The organism is Litorilituus lipolyticus, assembly GCF_006439335.1.
Classification (GTDB): Bacteria; Pseudomonadota; Gammaproteobacteria; order Enterobacterales; family Alteromonadaceae; genus Colwellia; species Colwellia lipolytica.
Window position 1 is genome coordinate 1 of the sequence record NZ_SAWY01000001.1, and the last position, 20,199, is coordinate 20,199.

At 36.8% G+C, this 20,199-nt stretch carries 20 protein-coding genes and 1 other RNA gene; 2 read left to right on the forward strand and 19 right to left on the reverse strand.

Going from position 1 to position 20,199, the window contains the following annotated elements:
- From EPA86_RS00005 to EPA86_RS00050, 10 genes are all read right to left on the reverse strand, one after another.
- On the reverse strand, window positions 1–233 hold a 233-nt coding region (locus EPA86_RS00005), incomplete at its 3' end, for an HvfA family oxazolone/thioamide-modified RiPP metallophore (RefSeq protein WP_211664881.1).
- A 187-nt stretch (window positions 234–420) separates the two neighbouring features.
- Complete coding sequence (locus EPA86_RS00010) at window positions 421–1,704, reverse strand: tetratricopeptide repeat protein (protein ID WP_140600638.1); 1,284 nt, start codon at window positions 1,702–1,704, stop codon at window positions 421–423.
- Window positions 1,704–2,318, reverse strand: a complete 615-nt coding sequence (locus EPA86_RS00015; RefSeq protein WP_140600640.1) for an energy transducer TonB — start codon at window positions 2,316–2,318, stop codon at window positions 1,704–1,706. The genes EPA86_RS00010 and EPA86_RS00015 overlap by 1 nt, the downstream gene beginning before the upstream one ends.
- Window positions 2,319–2,321: 3 nt before the next feature.
- On the reverse strand, window positions 2,322–2,723 hold the full coding sequence (locus EPA86_RS00020) for an ExbD/TolR family protein (protein ID WP_118960549.1): 402 nt from the start codon (window positions 2,721–2,723) through the stop codon (window positions 2,322–2,324).
- A 12-nt stretch (window positions 2,724–2,735) separates the two neighbouring features.
- Window positions 2,736–3,260: a MotA/TolQ/ExbB proton channel family protein gene (locus tag EPA86_RS00025; protein WP_140600642.1), complete on the reverse strand. Its 525-nt coding sequence runs from the start codon at window positions 3,258–3,260 to the stop codon at window positions 2,736–2,738.
- Window positions 3,260–4,609: a MotA/TolQ/ExbB proton channel family protein gene (locus tag EPA86_RS00030; protein ID WP_140600644.1), complete on the reverse strand. Its 1,350-nt coding sequence runs from the start codon at window positions 4,607–4,609 to the stop codon at window positions 3,260–3,262. The genes EPA86_RS00025 and EPA86_RS00030 overlap by 1 nt, the downstream gene beginning before the upstream one ends.
- Window positions 4,609–5,388 (reverse strand): DUF3450 domain-containing protein, encoded by a 780-nt coding sequence (locus EPA86_RS00035; RefSeq protein ID WP_140600646.1) that lies wholly within the window; start codon window positions 5,386–5,388, stop codon window positions 4,609–4,611. The genes EPA86_RS00030 and EPA86_RS00035 overlap by 1 nt, the downstream gene beginning before the upstream one ends.
- A gap of 466 nt (window positions 5,389–5,854) precedes the next feature.
- A complete protein-coding gene (locus EPA86_RS00040) occupies window positions 5,855–6,319 on the reverse strand; it encodes a hypothetical protein (protein WP_140600648.1) in 465 nt (154 codons plus the stop codon).
- A gap of 96 nt (window positions 6,320–6,415) precedes the next feature.
- Entirely contained in the window at window positions 6,416–7,360 is a 945-nt protein-coding gene (locus tag EPA86_RS00045; protein WP_140600650.1) for a class I SAM-dependent methyltransferase, read from the reverse strand.
- An 81-nt stretch (window positions 7,361–7,441) separates the two neighbouring features.
- A complete protein-coding gene (locus tag EPA86_RS00050) occupies window positions 7,442–10,051 on the reverse strand; it encodes a TonB-dependent receptor (RefSeq protein ID WP_140600652.1) in 2,610 nt (869 codons plus the stop codon).
- A 651-nt stretch (window positions 10,052–10,702) separates the two neighbouring features.
- Between EPA86_RS00050 and priC the strand changes: the two genes are divergently transcribed.
- Both priC and EPA86_RS00060 read left to right on the forward strand, forming a co-directional pair.
- Window positions 10,703–11,371, forward strand: a complete 669-nt coding sequence (priC, locus tag EPA86_RS00055; protein ID WP_140600654.1) for a primosomal replication protein PriC — start codon at window positions 10,703–10,705, stop codon at window positions 11,369–11,371.
- A 101-nt stretch (window positions 11,372–11,472) separates the two neighbouring features.
- Entirely contained in the window at window positions 11,473–11,742 is a 270-nt protein-coding gene (locus EPA86_RS00060) for a late competence development ComFB family protein (RefSeq protein WP_140600656.1), read from the forward strand.
- 47 nt (window positions 11,743–11,789) lie between these two features.
- Here the strand turns inward: EPA86_RS00060 and EPA86_RS00065 are convergent, their stop codons facing one another.
- The 9 genes from EPA86_RS00065 to EPA86_RS00105 form a co-directional block, all read right to left on the reverse strand.
- Window positions 11,790–12,557: a hypothetical protein gene (locus EPA86_RS00065; RefSeq protein ID WP_140600658.1), complete on the reverse strand. Its 768-nt coding sequence runs from the start codon at window positions 12,555–12,557 to the stop codon at window positions 11,790–11,792.
- Window positions 12,558–12,680: 123 nt separating this feature from the next.
- Window positions 12,681–12,777: signal recognition particle sRNA small type (gene ffs / locus EPA86_RS00070), an RNA gene on the reverse strand.
- Window positions 12,778–12,926: 149 nt separating this feature from the next.
- A complete protein-coding gene (locus tag EPA86_RS00075) occupies window positions 12,927–13,883 on the reverse strand; it encodes a DUF3014 domain-containing protein (protein WP_140600660.1) in 957 nt (318 codons plus the stop codon).
- Window positions 13,884–14,100: 217 nt separating this feature from the next.
- Entirely contained in the window at window positions 14,101–14,742 is a 642-nt protein-coding gene (gene maiA, locus EPA86_RS00080; protein ID WP_140600662.1) for a maleylacetoacetate isomerase, read from the reverse strand.
- Window positions 14,743–14,808: 66 nt separating this feature from the next.
- The gene (locus EPA86_RS00085) at window positions 14,809–15,795 is read right to left on the reverse strand and encodes a fumarylacetoacetate hydrolase family protein (RefSeq protein WP_140600664.1); all 987 of its coding nucleotides are present in this window, start codon (window positions 15,793–15,795) and stop codon (window positions 14,809–14,811) included.
- A gap of 170 nt (window positions 15,796–15,965) precedes the next feature.
- Window positions 15,966–17,516, reverse strand: coding sequence for a transcriptional regulator TyrR (gene tyrR, locus EPA86_RS00090; protein WP_140600666.1), 1,551 nt, complete (start codon window positions 17,514–17,516; stop codon window positions 15,966–15,968).
- Between the two features lie 141 nt (window positions 17,517–17,657).
- A complete protein-coding gene (locus EPA86_RS00095) occupies window positions 17,658–18,011 on the reverse strand; it encodes a 4a-hydroxytetrahydrobiopterin dehydratase (RefSeq protein ID WP_140600668.1) in 354 nt (117 codons plus the stop codon).
- A 45-nt stretch (window positions 18,012–18,056) separates the two neighbouring features.
- Window positions 18,057–18,860, reverse strand: a complete 804-nt coding sequence (phhA, locus tag EPA86_RS00100) for a phenylalanine 4-monooxygenase (protein ID WP_140600670.1) — start codon at window positions 18,858–18,860, stop codon at window positions 18,057–18,059.
- Window positions 18,861–19,125: 265 nt separating this feature from the next.
- Window positions 19,126–20,199, reverse strand: coding sequence for a YcjF family protein (locus tag EPA86_RS00105; protein WP_140600672.1), 1,074 nt, complete (start codon window positions 20,197–20,199; stop codon window positions 19,126–19,128).

Genomic DNA, 20,199 nt, shown 5'->3' on the forward strand with positions numbered 1-20,199 from the left:
GCTTTCTTTTTACCTTCGCCACATTTGCCTTCGCCGCACTTGCCTTTGGCTTTCTTTTTACCTTCGCCACATTTGCCTTCGCCGCACTTGTTAGCATCTTTTTTTTCTGCATAAGTAACCGTGTCTTTTGCAGAGAATGGATTTATTTCAGCTTGCGCTACATTACTTGTAAATACACTAAATGCTAATACACCCGACATTGCTAATAAGAAAGATTTGTTTAATAAACTCATGATGTTTCCTTTTTTTAAAATAGTACAACTTATAATAAGCTGAAATTTGGATATCTGCTAATGTAGACCCGTAACTATATATAAAAATTTCAATTAATTTTATGAATAGTTACTTGTTTCAACAAAATAATAAATTTTAAGCAAAAAAAAACCAGCTAACGCTGGTTTTTTTATTCATTGTATAAGACTAGATAGAAACTTTTTTACGTTTTGCAGTATCAACAATAAAGTTTTTCCAACTCTTCGCTGATTTACGTGTTCCAGGTTCTTTCATAGCTTTTTGAATAGCAGCATAAGCTTGCTTATATTTTTCTAAGTAAAAATATGCTTCAGCAATACTCATATGAATACGGCCTTTATCTTTAATGCCTAATTCAATTGACTTTTCTAATGCTGGGATAGCTTTCGCAAATTGCTCATCTTGCTTCAATAGCATGCCTTGCTTACGGTAATGCTTTGCTAGATTTGTCATCTTAGCTAGTTCACCATAATAATTGGCTGCTTTGTCAATATGTTGAGCAGAATGCCAAGCGTTAGCTAAAGTAGAGATATTCTTATCGTCACGTTTAACTAATCCTGATGCTATATGCTTTTCCAGTAATCGTGCAGCCTTATAAGGTGCTTCAGACTGTGAATATAAGCTCGCTAACGTTTTAATTTGACCTTCTTTATCAAGATGACCAAGTTTATACGCCAGATCTAATGTTTGAACTGCCTTACCATAATCTTCTACTAACAAATAGAACATTGGAAGCTGAGTCCACCATTGCTTATTTTCAGGGAATAACTGAATTACCGTCTCTAAAACCTCAATTGCTTCTTTATACTTCTTTCGTTCATAAAAGGAAGTAATTTTCAAAACATATGGGTTTTGATTTGGCTTATCGCCAAACGCTGCAATAGCTTTATCCGCTGGTACGATAACTTTATCCAACTGCTTAAGCGAGTAATACGCATTCGCAACTTTCACATACGTTGGGCCATCTTCTTTACCAGTAAACTCCATCCATGCATAGTAGTTTTTAAGCGCAGCTTTGTAGTCTTTAGACTGCATTTGCATGTCAGCAAGTAATTTTAGCGACTCACCATGATCTGTTTCACTTAAAAGATCAGGTTCAACTGCCTTTTTAAGCCATTCAATGGTTTTTGCGTCATTATTACCTAACTGAGCATACATAACACCGATAAAGCGCGCTACAAAAGCTTTGTCATAATCTTTTGATGGTTCTATTTCTAATAAAACCTCAAGAGCACCTGGTACATCAGATTCAAGTCCTTTTTCTTCATCACCAGAATAAAGTTCAAAAGCCTTTTGGATCTTTTTAGAAACCCTAGGAGACGTTAAGTAAGTCGGACGTTTTTTCTTTTTCTCTTGCTTTGCCTCTGCTGCATTTGCAACATCAGCAATAGGAGCTTGAGCTATAAGAAGACTCGTCGCGATTACCAAAGAAGTTGATAATTGTTTAAACATTATTCACCTCCCATTTTGAAGTCTAACTGTACTGTTAAACCAGGTCGTCTCTGTGCTTTACCATCAACAACTTTTGGCTTGTATTTCCACTTTCTAAGTGCACGCTTCGCTTCTTTATCGAATATGCGCTTAGGTTTAGCTTCAATAACCTGAACATCTTCAACACCACCTACTTCGTTAATAGTAAATGAAAGGATTACATAACCCTCTTTACCATCACGAGCAGCTTGTATTGGATATTTTGGTTCAATACGTACTATTGGTGTTGCATCACCATCACGTCCAATACCTGCGCCTGGCGCAGATAAGCCGGTAGAGGCACCTGCCATTTGAACACCCGGCATATTGAATTTCAATCCACCCGTGTCATTACTAGCTTCAGGCTCTGGAGCTTGTTGCTTAGGCGGCGCTTTAGGCGGCGGCGGTGGCGGCGGCGGTACACGTCGACGCTGTTCTGCAGCTGACTCTGGCGGAGTAGTATTTACTTCGACAATAATGTTCTCTTGTTGCTCTTCCTTGTTTCTATCACCTGATGAAACAAGGAAAGCCATAAAAGCAAATAAGCCAAAGGTAACGCCAGCGCCTAGTAGTATAGATACTAAAAAGCGAACCATAATTTACCCCTTCGCAGCCGCGATAGAAATTCTATCAATGCCAGCCTCTTTAATTGCATCCATTACTTTAACAACAATACCGTGCTTAGCATCTTTGTCAGCTTGAATGATCACAACATCAGTTGGTTGTTCAGCAAGTAACTTTTCAATCCTTGCACCAACACGTTCGATGTCTACACGGCCTTTATCTAACCAAATTTCACCATTATCTTTGATTGCTACAAAGATGTTGGCATTTTTTTGCTTAGTTTGGTTTGCCGCTTTTGGTTTATTTACTTCAATACCTGCTTCTTTAACGAAAGAAGTGGTAACGATGAAGAAGATAAGCATGATAAATACGATATCCAGCATTGGCGTCATATCAATTGCTGCTTCTTCTTCCTCACGGATTTTTTTACGTGCCATGAAAATATCTCTCTAGTGGTGAGGTAAACTGTCAACCAGTTTAGCCTTTGCTAGTTTAACTTTAGCGTCTAATCTTGAACTAAAAAACACGCCTGATAACGCAGCAACCATACCCGCCATAGTCGGGATTGTTGCTTGCGAAATACCTGCGGCCATTAGACGCGGATTACCTGTGCCTTGTTGAGCCATGACTTCAAATACGCCAATCATACCCGTTACTGTTCCCAGTAGACCGATAAGAGGACACATTGCCACTAAAGTTTTAATGGTTATCATGTTCTTTTCAAGTAACTCGTCTGCTTCGGAGATCCAAGTATCTCTAATACGATGTGCATACCAAGAAGTTGTATCTTGTCTTGCATCCCAACGAGAGATAATGTCATCTCTCAGTTTTGGATAAACTGATCCTAAGAACCAATAACGTTCTATCATCAATATCCACATCAAGAAGAGTGCGAAGGCAACAACATAAAGTACGTTACCACCCGTCGCAATAAAACCCCTGACAGATTCCCAAAGCTCTATCAGGAATAACATTATTTAGACCCCTTCTCAGCAATAGCAGCGATTAAACCGGCACTTTGCTCGTCTAGTTTTTGTAAAACAGATTTACTCTTACCAGCAACGATTGAGTGGATTAAAATAAGTGGTAATGCACAAATTAGACCCAATGCAGTTGTAACTAACGCAAGAGAGATATTACCCGCCATAATTTTCGGGTCACCAGTACCAAATAAGGTAATAGTTTGGAAAGTCATAATCATACCGATTACTGTACCTAATAGACCCATAAGCGGGGCGATAGCAGCAAACATTTTGATTAAGTTAACACCACGGTCAACTTTTGGTGTTTCACGTAAGATAGCTTCATCAAGTTTCAATTCTAACGTTTCAGCATCTGCAGATTGGTTATCATAGAAAACTTTTAGTAAACGACCCAGTGGGTTGTTCTCATTTGGCTTATCAAGGTTTTTCTCTTGAGTTTTGATTTTAGCACTCATACCACCTAGAACGATTAAGCGTTCTAAAGCAATTAAACAACCTAAGATAAGTAATACAGTGATAGCATAACCAACTTCTTTACCTTCGTGGAAGAATTCTTCAAGAGTTTTCTTACGCGTTTCTAAAGAAAGGATACCGCCACGTGAAGGATCCACATAAACAGCACCGTAACCAGAAGTTGTATTAAAGAAACTTACTGCTGTATTAGAAATATAGCCAGCTGGTTGCTTTGGTAATGGCTGAACTTGGCCGACTTCATCGTTATACGTTAAGTAACCATTTGCAGAAACCAAGTTAAAAGTACCTAAACGAGTAATCGTCTCAGTAGACTTAGTACCATCAAGGTTAGTTACATCAGAGCTAAACTTAGAAATTTTACCTGATTCAGTCATTTCAGTTTGAAGAGCAAACCATAATTCTTCTAAATCTTCTAAAGCTGGAATTTCTTTTGCGTTAGCAATACGGTTTAACGCTTCACCACGATTAGGGAATTCTGCACTTACAATTGATGTAGAAATTTGGCCGTAAGCACTTGCAGCAGCTGCACGTGAAACACCAAACATCTCACCTAAAGTACCAGTAGCGTTATCTAATTCGACTTCTTTTTGCGCTAAAGTAATTTCATTAGCCGCATATTCTTTAGTTAAACGCTTATTACGCGCTTGTTGATCAGCTAATTCTTTCTTCGCGCTATTTAATAAAGCTTGCTTATCAGCACGAGCAGATAAAAACTCTGCTTCACGTTTTTTATCAAGCTTAGCTTCTGAAATACGATCAGCTTTAACTTGTTTTAATAAGTCATCTAACGTATTCGCTTGAGTTGATGCAGCAAAACCTGCAGTCATTGATGCAGCTAGCATCACAAAATTAATAACTTTTTTCATTATTTTGCTCCTGCTGCAAATACTGGAAGTTTAGTTAAATCAGGCGGAAGTTGCTTACGTGCCATACGAATAGCATCAGTAATAGGTTTTAAATATTCATCACCTAACTCTTCCCAAGAACGAGTCTCGTTATTCCATAACCAAGAGTGCTTAGCATCTAATGATTGAGCAACAAGAGCAATACGTCCCATGTGAACGAAATCAGCAGTTAAGGTACGACCACCTAAGTCAATCTCACCTTGGTATGCATCAAAGATCGTACCGTAACCTGCTTCAATTTCGTAAGCTTCTAATACTAAACGGAATTGTTCAGAAACAGTTACGTTTGAATCATCCATAACGTTACGTAAGTTAGCAACACGCTCTTTACGACGGTCAATATTCATAGGTACATCAAGCTCGATGAATTTCTCTAGAGAGTCAATCATCTTGTACATTAGTGGTACAACACCTTGCTTGATTTTATCGATACCATCAATTTGCTTTTGAAGAGATACGATATTTGCTTTTTGATCGTCAACCATACGTTGAACATGATCGTTATAGCCACGTAAAACATCTGCTTCATCAATTGTATTACGGTACTCACCAAGAAGATCTTGAGTTTGCTCGTAAATGGTATTGATTTTTGCTTGTGATTTAGCTGATGCTTTAAATATTTTCGCTTCAGCTTTTTGAAGATCTGTTAGAGCATCAGCTGCAGCAAAATTGCTCGCAGTTAATGCTAATGCGCCTACCATCGCGCTAGCGATAAGGCTTTTCTTACTTACTTTGGACATAGTTCCCAACCAATTGCTATTTAATTTTGATAACAAAAATTTGTTACCGCAAATATATAAGTCTGTCGTTTTTAAAATGTAACTTTTTATGAATACAACTAAGCAATAATCCCAAATGACAGTCTAGCTGTCAAGATGAGACTTTAATTCAGGATACATTGTTTTAATGTTTTTAATCAAAACAATGTAACTTGATACTGACAAAATTACTTAAACTTAATAAAAAAATTTAAGGGACAATAAATTTTGCAGAACACTGTTTTACTAATATCTTCGTAGTAAGTCAAATTTATTTACAAGAAATTGTATAAAAAATGCGTTTATTTACGATGAAATCTATAGGAAAAATGAAATAATTTTGTCTTATTAAAGAAATTAATAAGGTAGGGATGATATATCTTACTGGGCTAAACAGCTGTAAAACCGAGCTTTAATTAAAGCTCGGCAATTCGTTAAGGACTTAGAATTATAACTTACACTCTACATCAGTAGTTTTCCAAACAACAGGCGTCCAATATTCTCCTGTTTTAAATTTATTACGATTTTTTCTATTGTACTTAGCACCTAATGCATATTTTTTATTCGCTTCAACCTGAAACTCTATAATATGATAATTCTTTGCTTCACCACGTCGACGAGTAATAGAGTTTTCACGAACGTGCTCAATCACTCTAATAATATGTTTACCTGGAGTCAGAGTAAAACTTCCACTTTCCATACTCGTTGTAACTCCATCTATAGAGTTGATACTGGCAAAGTGAATATCTTTTGTTGCAGGTGGCTTATTATATAGCGTAATAACACCACATTCACCTTTGGCATTTACTTGTTCGTCGCCATCAACCTTATTGCCTGCATTCGCGCTAGTTGCGACCACTAAGCCAATTAATGACAACCCTGTTAAACACTTTCTTAGTAATGTATTCTTCACAATCTTCTCCTTGAATTATTCTTTCTGATTTTATAGTAGCAAGTCTTCCCGCTCATTCAACAATATGATTGTAAACAAATATTAACTTTGTAATGTTTATACTATCTTCAGCGCCCAAATTTGTATTGCCACAATGCCTGACTCATCTGATATCATTTCATGGTTATGTATTTCTAAACCAACTGAATTAAATAAATCTATTGTTTTTGGGAGTGCTTCATAATTTAACGCCGCTTTGCATAACGCCTTTAATCTAACTTGGTGTGAAACTGCTTCTTGCTTATATAAAGCTAATTTATCTTTCTTATTCTCAGTATTTTTGTTTAACAAGAATTTTAAAAAGCTTACAAAGTCACTTTGATGAAAATCTATACCGAACTCATCTAACGCATCAGAAAGCTGTTTATTGAGCTCATTTCGATATTGTTCAGCACTCATGCTTATTTCATTTATAGCAGCTGTATCTTGAGTTACAGCTTTCTCATCTAAAGCGGTTACTAAAGAGTCTAAACAATTAATTAAACCATCGGACTTTAACAAATATGTTAACAGAGTAAGTTCATTAGCATTCTCTAAAAAAATACGAGAACTGTTAACATGACAAACAAATGTTGCTTTACCTAACGGCTTCAACACTCTAGATACTTCAGTAAGTGATTTTTCTAAATTGCTATATTCAATACCATAATTTGATATAACATAGTCAAACTGCAGTGAGTCAAAAGGTAACTCTTCTATATTACAATCAAATTTAAAGTCAACATTACTCAGTTTTAAAAAAGTATCATCTGAGTCTACGGTTGCATAATCCACACCACTGAAATTTATTTCTGAGAAGTTAGACATGGACTCATATGCAAGTCTTGGTAATGATCCATTTCCTGTACATAAATCTAATACCTTATCACCATCATTAAAGGTAGAGAAAACCTTAAGCCAAGATTGCTTGAGTACCCCTTCATAACATCCTTTAAAACTGCTGCCAAACGAAGTCTTATGTCCTTGCGACCAATATTGACTCCAATCTTTATTCTCACTCATCGAACTACCTTCGTAATGTAATCTAATTAAAAAAAAAGACCCTTGCGGGTCTTTTTTATCTTCGAACTAATTAACTAGTAATTAGAAAGAAATTGAGTAACGTAAAGTGTATTCACGACCGTAGTTGTTGTAAAGGTCAGCATTTTCGTACTTGCCTTTAGATGTCAATACTGGGTCTTCGTCAGTTAAGTTGTTAACACCAACCATAACACGACCATAGTTACCAATGTCATATGTGTAGTTAAGGTTATGAATTAACCATGAATCTAACTCACCTTCAGTCTTATTCTCATAAGTTGAATCTGTGTAGTTCATGTTCCAACCGATACGGTGGTCACCAATAGTATAAGTCGTAGTAAATACAGACTTGTACTCAGGTTGGCCAGCCCAACCAGCAGTGTTCGTAGCTTCGTCACCACCTGCTACTTCAACAATGTAGTCGAAGATGAAGCTGTTAGTCCAGTTAATACCAAACTCACCAAAACCAGTTTCGAAGTTACCATTTAATGATAAATCTAAACCAGTAATTTGCATTTTATCGCCATTACCAAAACCAGTACCAACTTCTAATGCTTTACCTATTAGACCATCAGCACCCGCTGGAGCACGATTAACGTAGAAAGTTTCAGTAGACTGTAATGTACCTTCATAGATACCTTCCATTACGTTAGTGATAGAGCGACGAGAAATTACGTTATCAATATTTAAGTCAAAGTAATCAACTTTGATACCGAAATCATCAGTCGCATCCCAAGCTATACCTAAGTTAATGTACTCAGACGTTTCAGGACCTAAGTTTGCATTTGGACGAATATAAGTATCATATTGTTTAGAAGCACAATCTGTATCAGCTACGCCACGCTCTTGACAGTATGGGTAATCTGTACCAGAGTCAGCACTGAAAGTAGTCGCAGCATATAACTGATCTAATGCAGGTGCACGGAAAGATTCAGAGTATGATGCACGTAATACTAAGCTATCAAGTGCTTGCCAGCGAACGTTTACTTTAGGAGATACGTTGCTACCAAAATCTGAGTAATCATCGTAACGAGCTGCGATGTTTACTTCAACTGAATCAATCACTGGTAATGCAGCTTCATAGAACATAGCGAATACTTGACGGTCACCGCCAGAAGAGTTACCCGCTGAACCACCAACCAAACCAATTTCTGATTGTGCATCATACTGTTCATTAAATACTGTATCAAAGTATTCAATACCTACGTAGTGAGCTACGTCACCACCTGGTAGTTCGAATAAATCAAAACCAATACCAGCATTATACTGATGGAAATCAGATGTACCTTGAGTCAAGGTAGTCTGTTTCATGTTGTTTTGACCTTCTTGAGAGCCTAACGGGATATCGTTTTGAATGTTGTATGCAAGACCAGCATAGCTTAAGTAGTACTCACCAATAGACTTGTTATCAGCCTTATTATAGTGGTAGTAAACTTCCCAGCTAGCGTTTAAGAAATCTAATTCACCACGTAAACCAGTTAAGAAATCTTGGTTGTAATCATGAACATTACCGTCACGAGTACCAATACCTACCCAACGGTAGAAACCAGTAGTTGCTTCATCATATGGGTTATCTGGGTTGTCAGCTGACATACCACGCCATTGTGCTGCTGGTGGAGCATAACGACCAAATGAGTTGTTTTGTGTAAACATTGCACGACCAAACCACTCAATATCATCAGTTAAGTCATAGTCAGCATCAATGTATAAAGTGTTACGATCAACAGATGCTTTGTTGTATGAAACATTAGCATATGCATACATACAGTAAGAAGAACCTGGACCCCAATCTTCATCAGCAGCTGTATATCTGAATGTATCAGAACCGTACTCAGCAGTTAATGCATCACAAGAAGCAGCAGCATGAGCTTCTGACCAATCTGGGCTAGCAACTGTAGCACCGTAGATACTCCAACCATCAGTTTCGTTATACGCTTGAATTGTTCCGTCACCGTCTAAATCACGTTGCCATGCGGCTGTGAAATGACGATCAGCATCAGCGATACCATCACGTTGTTGGTGATCGATTGAGAATGTAACGCCACCTTTGTCAGTTTGGAAACCACCAACAATTGAGAATTCTTTTGAAGTTAAACCTTCATCACGGTCACGATGACCACCACCGAAGTTAAACTCTAAACCTTCAAAGTTCTTCTTCATGATGATGTTAACAACACCAGCCATTGCATCTGAACCGTAAGTTGAAGATGCACCATCTGTTAAGATTTCGATACGCTCAACAGCAGCCATTGGAATAGCATTTAAGTTAGCTGAAGAACCACCAAGCGTAGGAGAACCTGGGAAACGCTTACCGTCGATTAAAACAAGAGTACGGTCTGAGCCAGCACCACGTAAATCGATTGTAGCTTGTGATTGTGCTGAACTACCAGAACGCTCAGAGAACGAACCGAAAGAGTTAAGGTTACTGTTACGTAACGCATCGGCAACTGTTAAGTTACCTTCAATTTTCATATCTTCAGTAGTAATTACTGTTACTGGAGAAGCACCTTCAAGGTCACTACGCTTGATGCGTGAACCTGTAACTTCAATTTTCTCTACTTCTTCAGCACCTTCGTCTGCAGCGAAAGCTGGAGCAGAAATTGCAGCAGCTGAACCTGCACCGAACATCATCGCTAAGCGAATGGCTTTAGCTACTTTACTATTGTTATACATGTTTACTCCCTGGATCACATAAGTGATTTGGTTGTTTATTTGTTTAATTGGGTATTTTTATACTTTAAAGAATCAAAGCTTATTTTGCTTCGTATACTCTATAAACAAGTCGCTAGACCTGATCTGTCGAATAAGATAGTAAACTCTATCTGAGCAGACCGTCAACACCATTTATAACCAATTAGTAACTTTTTTAACAAATAGACATATCTCGTTACACAGACGAGCATTTACACCTTTTTAACAAAACAATTATTAACCCTTCAAAAACAAGCAGTTACACAAAAACAAAATTTAACACGTTAACGTTAAAGTAAAGTAAAAAAAAATATATTTTTTTTTACTTTACTGTTTATTTTTACTAAAAAGATAAAAAAAAGCAGACATTCAAGTAGTTAGACCTATTTATAAATTATTTTCATAGTTTTAAATTAGTAAACAAGGATAGCCATAAATATAAAAGGCATATTTTTCAGTACGATAGAAATAGCTGCAAAACAAATACGTATAGACAGCTTTACAAAAACCACAAAAATGCAACCAATCAATTAATAGAAAGTTCTCTTCACACATTGAATTTTTTAAAGACAGTGTAAAAAATTTAACTGTGATAAACTCTCTCCTCATTATAAGTATAACCGTATTAGCTTAATGACCTTAAATAGCCAGATTGTCCGTTTAACAACTTTATTCGATCACTTGACTCAACAAGCCAAAGTTATCGATCGCCAAAATGCCAACAACAAATCTCATTACCTAGTTGAAAATAGTAATCTGTTCAATAAGCATCTATTTCACACTGATAGCGATCTTTTTAGTGACTATGTTGATGAAGCTAGAACTAAGCTTAATGAATTTATCCGCCTTTCAAGCAAGAAAGATAAGCAAAGCTTCATCGCAAAAGAGCGCCTTCAGCATATACTAGGCCATTTAGAGCAACAAATTAATGCGATACATAATGCCTTTTCGTCAAATAGCAGCTTGCATCAAGCAGCTAAAATAAGTTTTGATGCCCATAAAAAAGCACGGCATAAAAGAGTTCAACGCTATCAGGCCAGTCAACCAAAACTACAGCAACTTGCGCAGTCAGTAATGCTATCTAGCCATCAGTTGTATGCGAAATTGTCTGAGCATCATGAATTTGAAAGGCGTCTTTTACTAATGATCTCCCAAAGAGAAGAACAAAGAAAGCAAAGTAAAGGCCTTCAAATTAATAAACTTTCGGCTGAAGTTCTTGCATTGCATCAACGTCTAGGCAGGTGCCGCAAAGCAATATCAGAAATAGAAAGAAAAATTGAAATGAGTGAAAAAACTCAATAATCATATGTTAAAAAATAGCAATTTTGCTAAGCAAGCGTTAATCTTTGATATATTAGTAATATTACTGTTTGGTTTTATTTAGTTGTTTAAAGAAGGTTTATATGAAAATTTCTGACGATATTCATAATTACTATGAAAAGCTAGTTATGCAGCACTTTACTGCAGCAAAATTTGAAGAGAAATATGACGTAGATTTTATCGCAGATTTAACATGCGTTGTGTTAAATCAACTTCCTACTAGGTACATTCGTCATGAAGTTGACATGGCTTTTTATTTACCCGCTTCAGAGCGGTTTGAAATGGAAAGCAAAGTAAAGCTCGCAATTAGTCAAGCACTAGAGTTTATGAAAACCCAGCGTGTAGATTCTTAGTTTTTATAATTGGGAGGAGCTTCCTCCCTCTTAAATAGTAATAAGGCCTAGTAACCAGTACCATTCCCTACTCTTGCTTGCAGTAACTTAAATTTAGTAAAGCCTTTACTCCTTAATGCATCTAAATCAAAATCAATCATTCCTTTCATCGGCCGCTCTTTTGCTGTTTGTGAACATTTAAGTTCACCTGCTCCTGTTTTATTAAACTTCGAAAAGGATTTATAGCAAATACGCGCTGGACATGTATAAGCACAGCCAGCGTTAGCAAAGAGCCTGATTCGATTTTTATCTTTAATGCTCGCTAAAAACTCATCATCATCATTCGCTACCATAGGAAGAACCACAGTATCATATAATGCCAATGCATCATTAACCTGTTCTAAGCTCATGATATTTTTAATAACACTGGCTTCTACATCATAATCAGTGAAGTCATCTTTAATCCACTGAGCTAAATCATCATTAGTACATATAACGGAGTTAAGTGGATTATAGTATTTCTTAATGAGTGTTTTGTTTTCTATATACTCTTCACGCGAAGCAAAGTGATTAGTAAAAGGGAGCCTTATTCCAATCCCTCTTTCATTGAGACTTGCGGCATCATAATCTGATAACTGTCGCATTTGATAAAAGCGACCACCATATAAGGTAGAAGGCTCGACAAAGCCAAAAATACTTTCGATTTGTGTAATAGGAACATTACTAAAGCATCGGGCAATAAAATCAAGTGCAGGCTCTTTGTCAGTCTTTCCACGTCCTGAAATAGTGTATGTACTGTCGTGTTTTATGGTTTGCCTATTAGAGTTTGTTAGCATAGTTAACTGTTTAATAATTACTAAGCCAAATATAATAGTCTGTTACAAGTCGTATGTATTGATTCAAATCAAAGCAGATAAAATCTATGAAGGAGAGATAGCTATAGAGAGATTGGGTGGCAACCCAAGCAGCCACACCTCGGCACATGAGTCGTCTGCTGCGGTTGCTTCCTTCCGGACCTGGCCGAGTTCACAGAGTATCATTGCGAGGGGACCGAAAGGGTCACCATAGTTGACTTTATTAAGTGTAGTAACTTATAAAGCGCGCGAATTATCCCTAAACGCAAAGGTATATGCAAGAGTTAGTTGCACATTACGCTGTTGATTGCCTTTTTTTTATGCAAAATACAATCAACAGCAATCTTTTATCTATTCAATACCATTATGCTGTTGTGCAATTTTTTCATTAATTTCAAGTAAGATAGACTTAATGATGAGTAAATTTTCTTTACCTAGTCGTAGTAAAAGTTTGTCACTATCATTCAGTTCCTCAAGTGATTGATCATGAAATTTATACATTACACTAGGTTGTATTAATTTAACTTTTTCTTTTGGTAATTCCATGTCTAGCACATTTGTGATGGCTTCTTGCAGAACAATGGTAAAGTCATCTTCATAGCCTAACTCTTGGTAAGCCTCATCAACTAAAGGTTTTATTTCAAAATACCACTCAACTAGACTTGCACTGTCAATTGAGCGTAATAAGTCAACATATAAGTTAAACCGTTTGCTTGAGCTTTCATTCCAAAGCCACACATTCTGATTATCTTGAAAAGCTACCGTTTCTTCATCTGGACTAAATTTTGTATTGGGTAAAACAAAAGGGCTGTGTTCATAAGCAACAGTTCCTTGAGCAAAATTATCAGTAAACACCACAAATCGACGGATCATATCCTCATCTATAACGAGTTTAAGTAGCTCTTTTCGCCACGTCAGTTCAGGCAGTTTCACTTGTAACCATGAATCACTCTCATTTAGTTCAGGTAATGGATTAACCTCTTCAATAACTGGTTCTTCTACCTGCTCTATAACGACTTCTTCTATAACGACTTCAGGGACTTGTAGTACAACTTCATCTTCAATAGGAGCTAAGCTGTCTTCAACAACCTCTTCTTTAGGCTGTTCTCTAATAACGATATCTTCTTGCTTTATTAATTCATCCATTTCTAGGGTACGTTTTTCGACTTTCCCTTCTGGGAATTGCCAAATAGCGATAACGACTAAAACAAATGCAGCAACAAATAACAGCAGAGGCCCAGTATTTTTCTCGTTATTACCTGACTCTTCATTTTCAACTTGCTTCGAAGATACGTTTGAATTTTCCATACTCACCTTAAATACAGCTTAAAAAACACATTAGAATACTAGTCATCACTAATAATTCTCGATGATATTATTGCACCGTTTTTTAGCGTGATATGCAACCTTGGAAAGGCGATTTTTCACATTTTTTTGTCTATTAATTGTTTTGAAATGTAAAAAAGATAAAAAAGCCAAGTAAATACTTGGCTATTAACGGTTAAAAACTGTGAGACACATCAACTTATTTTACCGCATCACTCTGGTTTTCAGGTTTTGCTTTAATGAATGCAGGTAAACGATTACAGTTTTCCACTACTTTGTTAATCGTTGGGAAGTCTGTCATATCTACCTTAAATCGGTGCGCATTATAAACCTGAGCAACTAAGCAAATATCAGCAACCGTCACTTCATCTGCGAAACAATATAAACCAGATGTACTCGCTATTTTATTTTCTATGGCTTTAAAGCCAATATTCATCCAGTGTTCAACCCAAGCAGACTTAGCCTCATCACTCACAGCAAGTTCTTGAGATAAGTATTGCTGTACTCTTAAATTATTTAATGGATGAATTTCACTAGCAATATCTAAAGATAGCGCCTGAACTTGTGCTTTTTGCTTTATTTCTTGTGGGTATAAAGCAACATTAGGATATTGATTATCAATATAGTCAATAATGGCTAAAGATTGATTTAAAGTTAAATCACCGTCAATTAGGCAAGGCACTAATTCATTAGGGTTAATTGCAGCATAATGTTCATGGTGCTGTTCGCCACCATTATTCACAAGGTGAACAGATACTGATTCAAAAGGTATTTCTTTTAAATGTAATGCGATACGAACTCTATATGCTGCGGTAGAGCGCCAATAACCATATAACTTCATATAAGAACTCCGCGTTTTCAGCAAGTAAAGTAGCTATTGTTTTCAAACAATAGCTACTTACAATAATTAAGCTTTATATTCAATGACGGTTTGGTTAATTGCACCAAAAATAGATTTTCCATCTTCATCAAACATTTCAATTCTTACTTTATCACCAAAGCTCATAAACGGCGTACTTGGTTTACCATCAGCGATAATCTCAAGCATACGTTTTTCAGCCAGACAACTTGAGCCAGCAGAGCGATTATAATTTGAAATAGTACCAGAGCCTACGACACAACCCGCTGATAACGGACGAGTTTTAGCTGCGTGTGCAACAATGGTGGGAAAATCAAATGTCATATCGATACCACAATTAGGTTGACCAAAAAGTTCTTCATTTAAATGTGTAGTTAATGGTAAATGAAGTTTACTGCCATCCCAAGACTCACCTAACTCATCAGGTGTCACCGCAACAGGCGAAAATGCACTAGATGGTTTTGAAGCAAAAAAACCAAAACCTTTAGCAAGCTCACCTGGGATCAAGTTTCTCAGTGAAACATCATTCACTAACATAATTAACTTTATGTGCTTAGAAGTATCTTCAATTGAACACCCCATAGGTACATCGTCTGTAATCACAGCAACTTCTGACTCAAAATCGATACCGTACTCTTGTGACGCAACTTTAATATCATCACGAGGGCCAATAAACGCATCAGAACCACCTTGATACATTAATGGATCAGTCCAAAATGTTTCCGGCATTTCAGCATTTCTAGCTTTACGAACTAGTTCAACATGGTTGACATAGGCACTACCGTCAGCCCATTGATACGCTCTAGGTAAAGGTGATTCACATTGCTCTTGCTCAAACGCTATTGTATCGCTAATTTCATTGTTATTAAGCGACTGATATACCTTTTCTAATTGCGGTGAAATTTCTGCCCAATTGTCTAGAGCGAATTGTAACGTTGAAGCGATATCTTTAACCACAACGGCTTTATCTAAAGAGCGATTAACAACGACAAGTTGACCATCGCGAGTATTATTTTTTAGGGTTGCTAATTTCATTTTTTGACCTTCTAGTAAAAGCAAGCAAGCTGTCTTTATTTATAAGAAGCATAGTACGAATTTTTCTACTAACTACCAAGAAAACCGACAAGCTTGCCTCTCCTCACTCGGAATATTTTCTTTACGGTGATAATTACAGTTAGCAGAACAAAAACGTTTATATTAGTTAACTATATTTTTACTGTTTTTTTATTAATATCATATTCACGTAATTTATTAGCAATGGCAGTATGGCTTAAGCCCAGTTTTTTCGCCAATTGACGGGTACTAGGGTATGCAGGATAAAGTTTTCTCAATAGATCAGCTTCAAAGTTTTTAACTGCGGCGTCTAGTGTACCCTCGAACTCTTGTTCTAGATAACCATGCTCTCTTGTATACGCAGGTAGTTGCAAATGATTCACTTCTATCTCTTCACCTTCCAATAATGAAGCAGCACGTGTTAATACATTCTCTAATTGCCTCACATTGCCAGGCCAAGGATAGTGCTCAACAAAATCACGACACTCATCAGACATTCTTAAATGAGTACGACCAATTCGTTGTGCTGATTGAGTGATAAAGGTTTCTGCTAAGGGCAAAATATCACTTCTACGTTCTCTAAGCGCAGGTAAAGAAAGACCAAAAACATTTAAACGATAGTACAAATCTTCTCTAAAATCACCTATTGATACCAGGTTAAGCAAATCTTTATTGGTAGAGCTAATAATGCGTACATTAACTGTAACCTCATTTTCCGAGTCAACTCGTCTAAAGCTACCATTTTGAATAACCCGTAATAACTTACTTTGTAGTTTGGCAGACATTTCCCCTATTTCATCTAGAAATACCGTACCGCCATCAGCTAACTCGAATATGCCACGTTTACTATCTTGCTGATCTTTTTCGCCTGTACCGAATAACTCAGATTCAGCCACGTCATCTGGCAAAGCTGCGCAATTTAAGGTCATAAAAGGATGTTCAGATCGTTCACTTGCACCGTGACAAGCTCGTGCTAACAACTCTTTACCTGTGCCTGTTTCACCCATAATTAGAATAGAAGCATCAAGCTGTGACATACGTTTAGCTTCACGTAGCACCTTGCGCATACTACTTGAGCTAGCTTGAATACCATTAAAGGTACTTTCATTGGGCTGTTTAAAAGCATTAATCTGTTGACCTAATCTTGCTTCTGACTTCAAAATAAGTACTGCACCGGCTAACACTTGGTTATTTTCTTCGCCCTTAACATTAATGGGCATGATATCAGCGACATAATCATCACCTTGAAATTTCAAGCGTCGGGTCTGAGCTAATACATCTTTACCATCCAACCACTTATTAAAGTTAAACCCTTTCAACCATTGGCTAATATGTTGGCCGACTAAACTTTCTTGATCACTGTTCATGATCGCAGAGGCAACAGTATTAGCAATTCGAATATTACCTTTGGCATCTATAGAGATGAAAGGATCTGGAAAGGTTTTGATCAGTGTGGCTAATTCATTTTTTTCGCGTTCAGATGGCATGTAAGGGGCGGTTTTTACATCACCTACTCCTTCAATCAAACGCAGCTGGGGCATAAAACTTTGTAATTCAGAAAATTCACGATCAGGTATATTGATAAAAATACGACCTGTTTCTTTTAATTCGATGCCGCGAACATTAATACCATGCTCAACGAAAACACCTAAAACTTTTTGTCCAATCCCTACACGATCATGACAAGAAATTTCCAAACGCATTATTTAGCCCTTCTTAAAAGTGTTATCTACCAAATCAAAACTAGCTGATAACAGAATCAATAAAGGCTCATTGTAAATTATATTGTACAACTTGAAAACATTAACTTTACCTTAAGGTAAAGTTAATGTTCAAATTTTAGTCTACGCTGTTAATTTGTCTGTTTTTGCTGCGCAAATAAAATCATTTTTGTGCAAACCACCAATTGAGTGAGTCCACCAAGTTACCGTAACTTTACCCCACTCAAGTAGAATTGAGGGATGATGAAACTCTGCTTCAGCTAACTCTGCGACTTCATTAGCAAACGCCCAAGCTAACTTAAAGTTTTTAAACTTATATTCACGTTCTAACATCATCACATTATCACGTACTTGAGGTACCCAGTCTGGGATTAGTGCGATTAACTCTTTAAGCTCTTCATCGGTAACTTTTGGCGCATCAACATGACATGCTTCACACACTTGTTGAGCTAAATTTTCTGATACTTGTTCTGACATAACGGGTTCTACCTTTGTAATTATTTTATATTTTCGTTTAATTTGTTAACTAGCTTCTTTTGCTGGGTAAAGCGGAGCATGTAAACCTAACTCTTTTGCTTTCTCGACAAATGCCATAATTTCTTCTACTTCAAACTTTCTTATTTCATCTAAGTAAGCTACCTCAGGTATCATGTAGTAAATTGGCTGCATAATATCAATGCGATAAGGGGTTCTTAGCACATCAAGTATTTCAAATGTTTTTCGTTCAACACTCTGATTATTAAGCGCATATTCTGTTTCACCAGGTGAAGATAAAATACCGCCTCCATAAAGTCTGAGACCATTTGGGGTATCTAATAAACCAAACTCTATAGTGAACCAGTATAGTCTTGCTAAAAATACTCGCTGCTCATGGGTTGCGTTAAGCCCCATTTTTCCATAGGCCTGAGTATAGTCCGCAAAAGATTTATTCGTTAATAACGGACAGTGCCCGAATATTTCATGAAAAATATCAGGCTCTTGTAAGTAATCCAACTCTTCTTCTGTGCGAATAAAGGTTGCTACAGGAAATTTTTTTTCTGACAAAAGGCGAAAGAACTCGCCAAAACCGATTAAAGCTGGAACCGGATAACATTGCCAACCTGTTTCAGCCATTAGGACATCACTGATTTCGTCAAGTTGCGGCACTCTATCTTGCGGTAAATTTAACTTCGTCAAGCCAAGCATGTATTCATCGCATGCTTTCCCCTCTATACAAGATAACTGGCGTGTTATTAGTGTTTGCCAAATATTATTTTCTTTTTCTGTCCAATTAATGACTCCCTTTTCATCAGGAGTTTTTGAGACATACTTTGTTGCCTTAGCCATTCTAGTAAACCTTTCTTATAGTATTTATGTATGCATTAAAACTGCATTTCAAGGATGCTTTAATCTTATGACATGCCATAAAAGAAAATAAAGCAACGCTAAACGGTCAAAAATGCAACAACACTATAAAGTGTAAAATTAAGGTTACATAAACAATTACACGCAACAGTTAAGCATTTGATAACATTAACTTTAGTCAAAGTCTGATAAAGGTGCGTACGGCTACGCACCTTAAATTAATGAGTTTATATCAATAATAGATAAGTTAGCTTGACAGTTTAATTAAGCCTTTTAATTGCTCGATAACTTTTTTTCGAACATGGCCTAATTTAGGTTTATCGTCAAAGGGAATGGGTCTGCACAGTTGAATTGTTTTCACGCCTAATCGAGCTGTCAACATGCCCGCCCCCAATCCTTGAGCAAATTTAGTTGACAACTTCCCCATTAATTCAGCGCCAAGTACTTCACTGCCTAAGTCAGCAACCAGTTCACTTGCACCTGCGTAAGCCATATTAACAAAGACTTGCTTAATTAATTTTATTCGACTCCAATAGCCCAACTTCAAGCCATACATCCCGGCTATTTTATTAATCATTCTTAAATTACGAGACAACATAATAAACATGTCTATTAGTGCAACAGGGCTTAATCCAACTAATACAACAGCTTCCGTAGAGAATTTAGCCACTTCAGTTAAGGCCTTATCATCTACTTTACTCAGCACAATTCGAGAGTAAAGCTGTAATAATTCTGTTTGATTATGGGAGCCAGCCAAGGCACTTTGCCACGCATCTTGTTGCTCTGAATCCAAATCACATGACAAGGCTTGATTAATCTCATGACAATAAGACTCAACATCAGCAGTTGACGTAGTATTTCCCTTCAATAATTCTACCGCTTTAGCTTTATCAACCTGCCTACGCTTAAATTGTGATAACCCCACTAGTTCACGATAGAATGATGTAGAACCCGCTATCGTAATACAGCCTAAAATCAAAGCGTAAAGAGAAGTCACTACAGGAGATTGCTCGAAACCATTAATGAAAAAGCTTACCGCCTCCACGCCTATAAGTACCATTAGCGCTGTGATAAAAATACGCCATAACCATGGGATAGAATTCTTTTCAACGGCTTCAATATCTTGATTTAATAACTCATTGTTAAGTTCCTCAGATTCATTTTGTAAAATAGGTTGAGGTAAATAGTCTGTATTATTAAATAATAACTGCTCAGCATTTTCTGAACCAAAATCAAAATTAGGTGCTTTGGGTTCTTCTAATTCCAATTCAGTTTCTGAGAATAAAATTTGTTGCTGATGTTTCTCTTGTTCTTTTTCCAT

Excerpts from the sequence above, each read along its gene's own strand:
- EPA86_RS00035 (WP_140600646.1), bottom strand. The coding sequence starts at position 5,388 with ATGTCCAAAGTAAGTAAGAAAAGCCTTATCGCTAGCGCGATGGTAGGC.
- maiA (WP_140600662.1), bottom strand. The coding sequence starts at position 14,742 with ATGAAGTTATATGGTTATTGGCGCTCTACCGCAGCATATAGAGTTCGT.
- EPA86_RS00020 (WP_118960549.1), bottom strand. The coding sequence starts at position 2,723 with ATGGCACGTAAAAAAATCCGTGAGGAAGAAGAAGCAGCAATTGATATG.
- EPA86_RS00105 (WP_140600672.1), bottom strand. The coding sequence starts at position 20,199 with ATGGAAAAAGAACAAGAGAAACATCAGCAACAAATTTTATTCTCAGAA.
- EPA86_RS00025 (WP_140600642.1), bottom strand. The coding sequence starts at position 3,260 with ATGTTATTCCTGATAGAGCTTTGGGAATCTGTCAGGGGTTTTATTGCG.
- priC (WP_140600654.1), top strand. The coding sequence starts at position 10,703 with ATGACCTTAAATAGCCAGATTGTCCGTTTAACAACTTTATTCGATCAC.
- tyrR (WP_140600666.1), bottom strand. The coding sequence starts at position 17,516 with ATGCGTTTGGAAATTTCTTGTCATGATCGTGTAGGGATTGGACAAAAA.
- EPA86_RS00060 (WP_140600656.1), top strand. The coding sequence starts at position 11,473 with ATGAAAATTTCTGACGATATTCATAATTACTATGAAAAGCTAGTTATG.
- EPA86_RS00065 (WP_140600658.1), bottom strand. The coding sequence starts at position 12,557 with ATGCTAACAAACTCTAATAGGCAAACCATAAAACACGACAGTACATAC.
- phhA (WP_140600670.1), bottom strand. The coding sequence starts at position 18,860 with ATGGCTAAGGCAACAAAGTATGTCTCAAAAACTCCTGATGAAAAGGGA.
- EPA86_RS00085 (WP_140600664.1), bottom strand. The coding sequence starts at position 15,795 with ATGAAATTAGCAACCCTAAAAAATAATACTCGCGATGGTCAACTTGTC.
- EPA86_RS00045 (WP_140600650.1), bottom strand. The coding sequence starts at position 7,360 with ATGAGTGAGAATAAAGATTGGAGTCAATATTGGTCGCAAGGACATAAG.
- EPA86_RS00075 (WP_140600660.1), bottom strand. The coding sequence starts at position 13,883 with ATGGAAAATTCAAACGTATCTTCGAAGCAAGTTGAAAATGAAGAGTCA.
- EPA86_RS00030 (WP_140600644.1), bottom strand. The coding sequence starts at position 4,609 with ATGAAAAAAGTTATTAATTTTGTGATGCTAGCTGCATCAATGACTGCA.
- EPA86_RS00050 (WP_140600652.1), bottom strand. The coding sequence starts at position 10,051 with ATGTATAACAATAGTAAAGTAGCTAAAGCCATTCGCTTAGCGATGATG.
- EPA86_RS00015 (WP_140600640.1), bottom strand. The coding sequence starts at position 2,318 with ATGGTTCGCTTTTTAGTATCTATACTACTAGGCGCTGGCGTTACCTTT.
- EPA86_RS00010 (WP_140600638.1), bottom strand. The coding sequence starts at position 1,704 with ATGTTTAAACAATTATCAACTTCTTTGGTAATCGCGACGAGTCTTCTT.
- EPA86_RS00095 (WP_140600668.1), bottom strand. The coding sequence starts at position 18,011 with ATGTCAGAACAAGTATCAGAAAATTTAGCTCAACAAGTGTGTGAAGCA.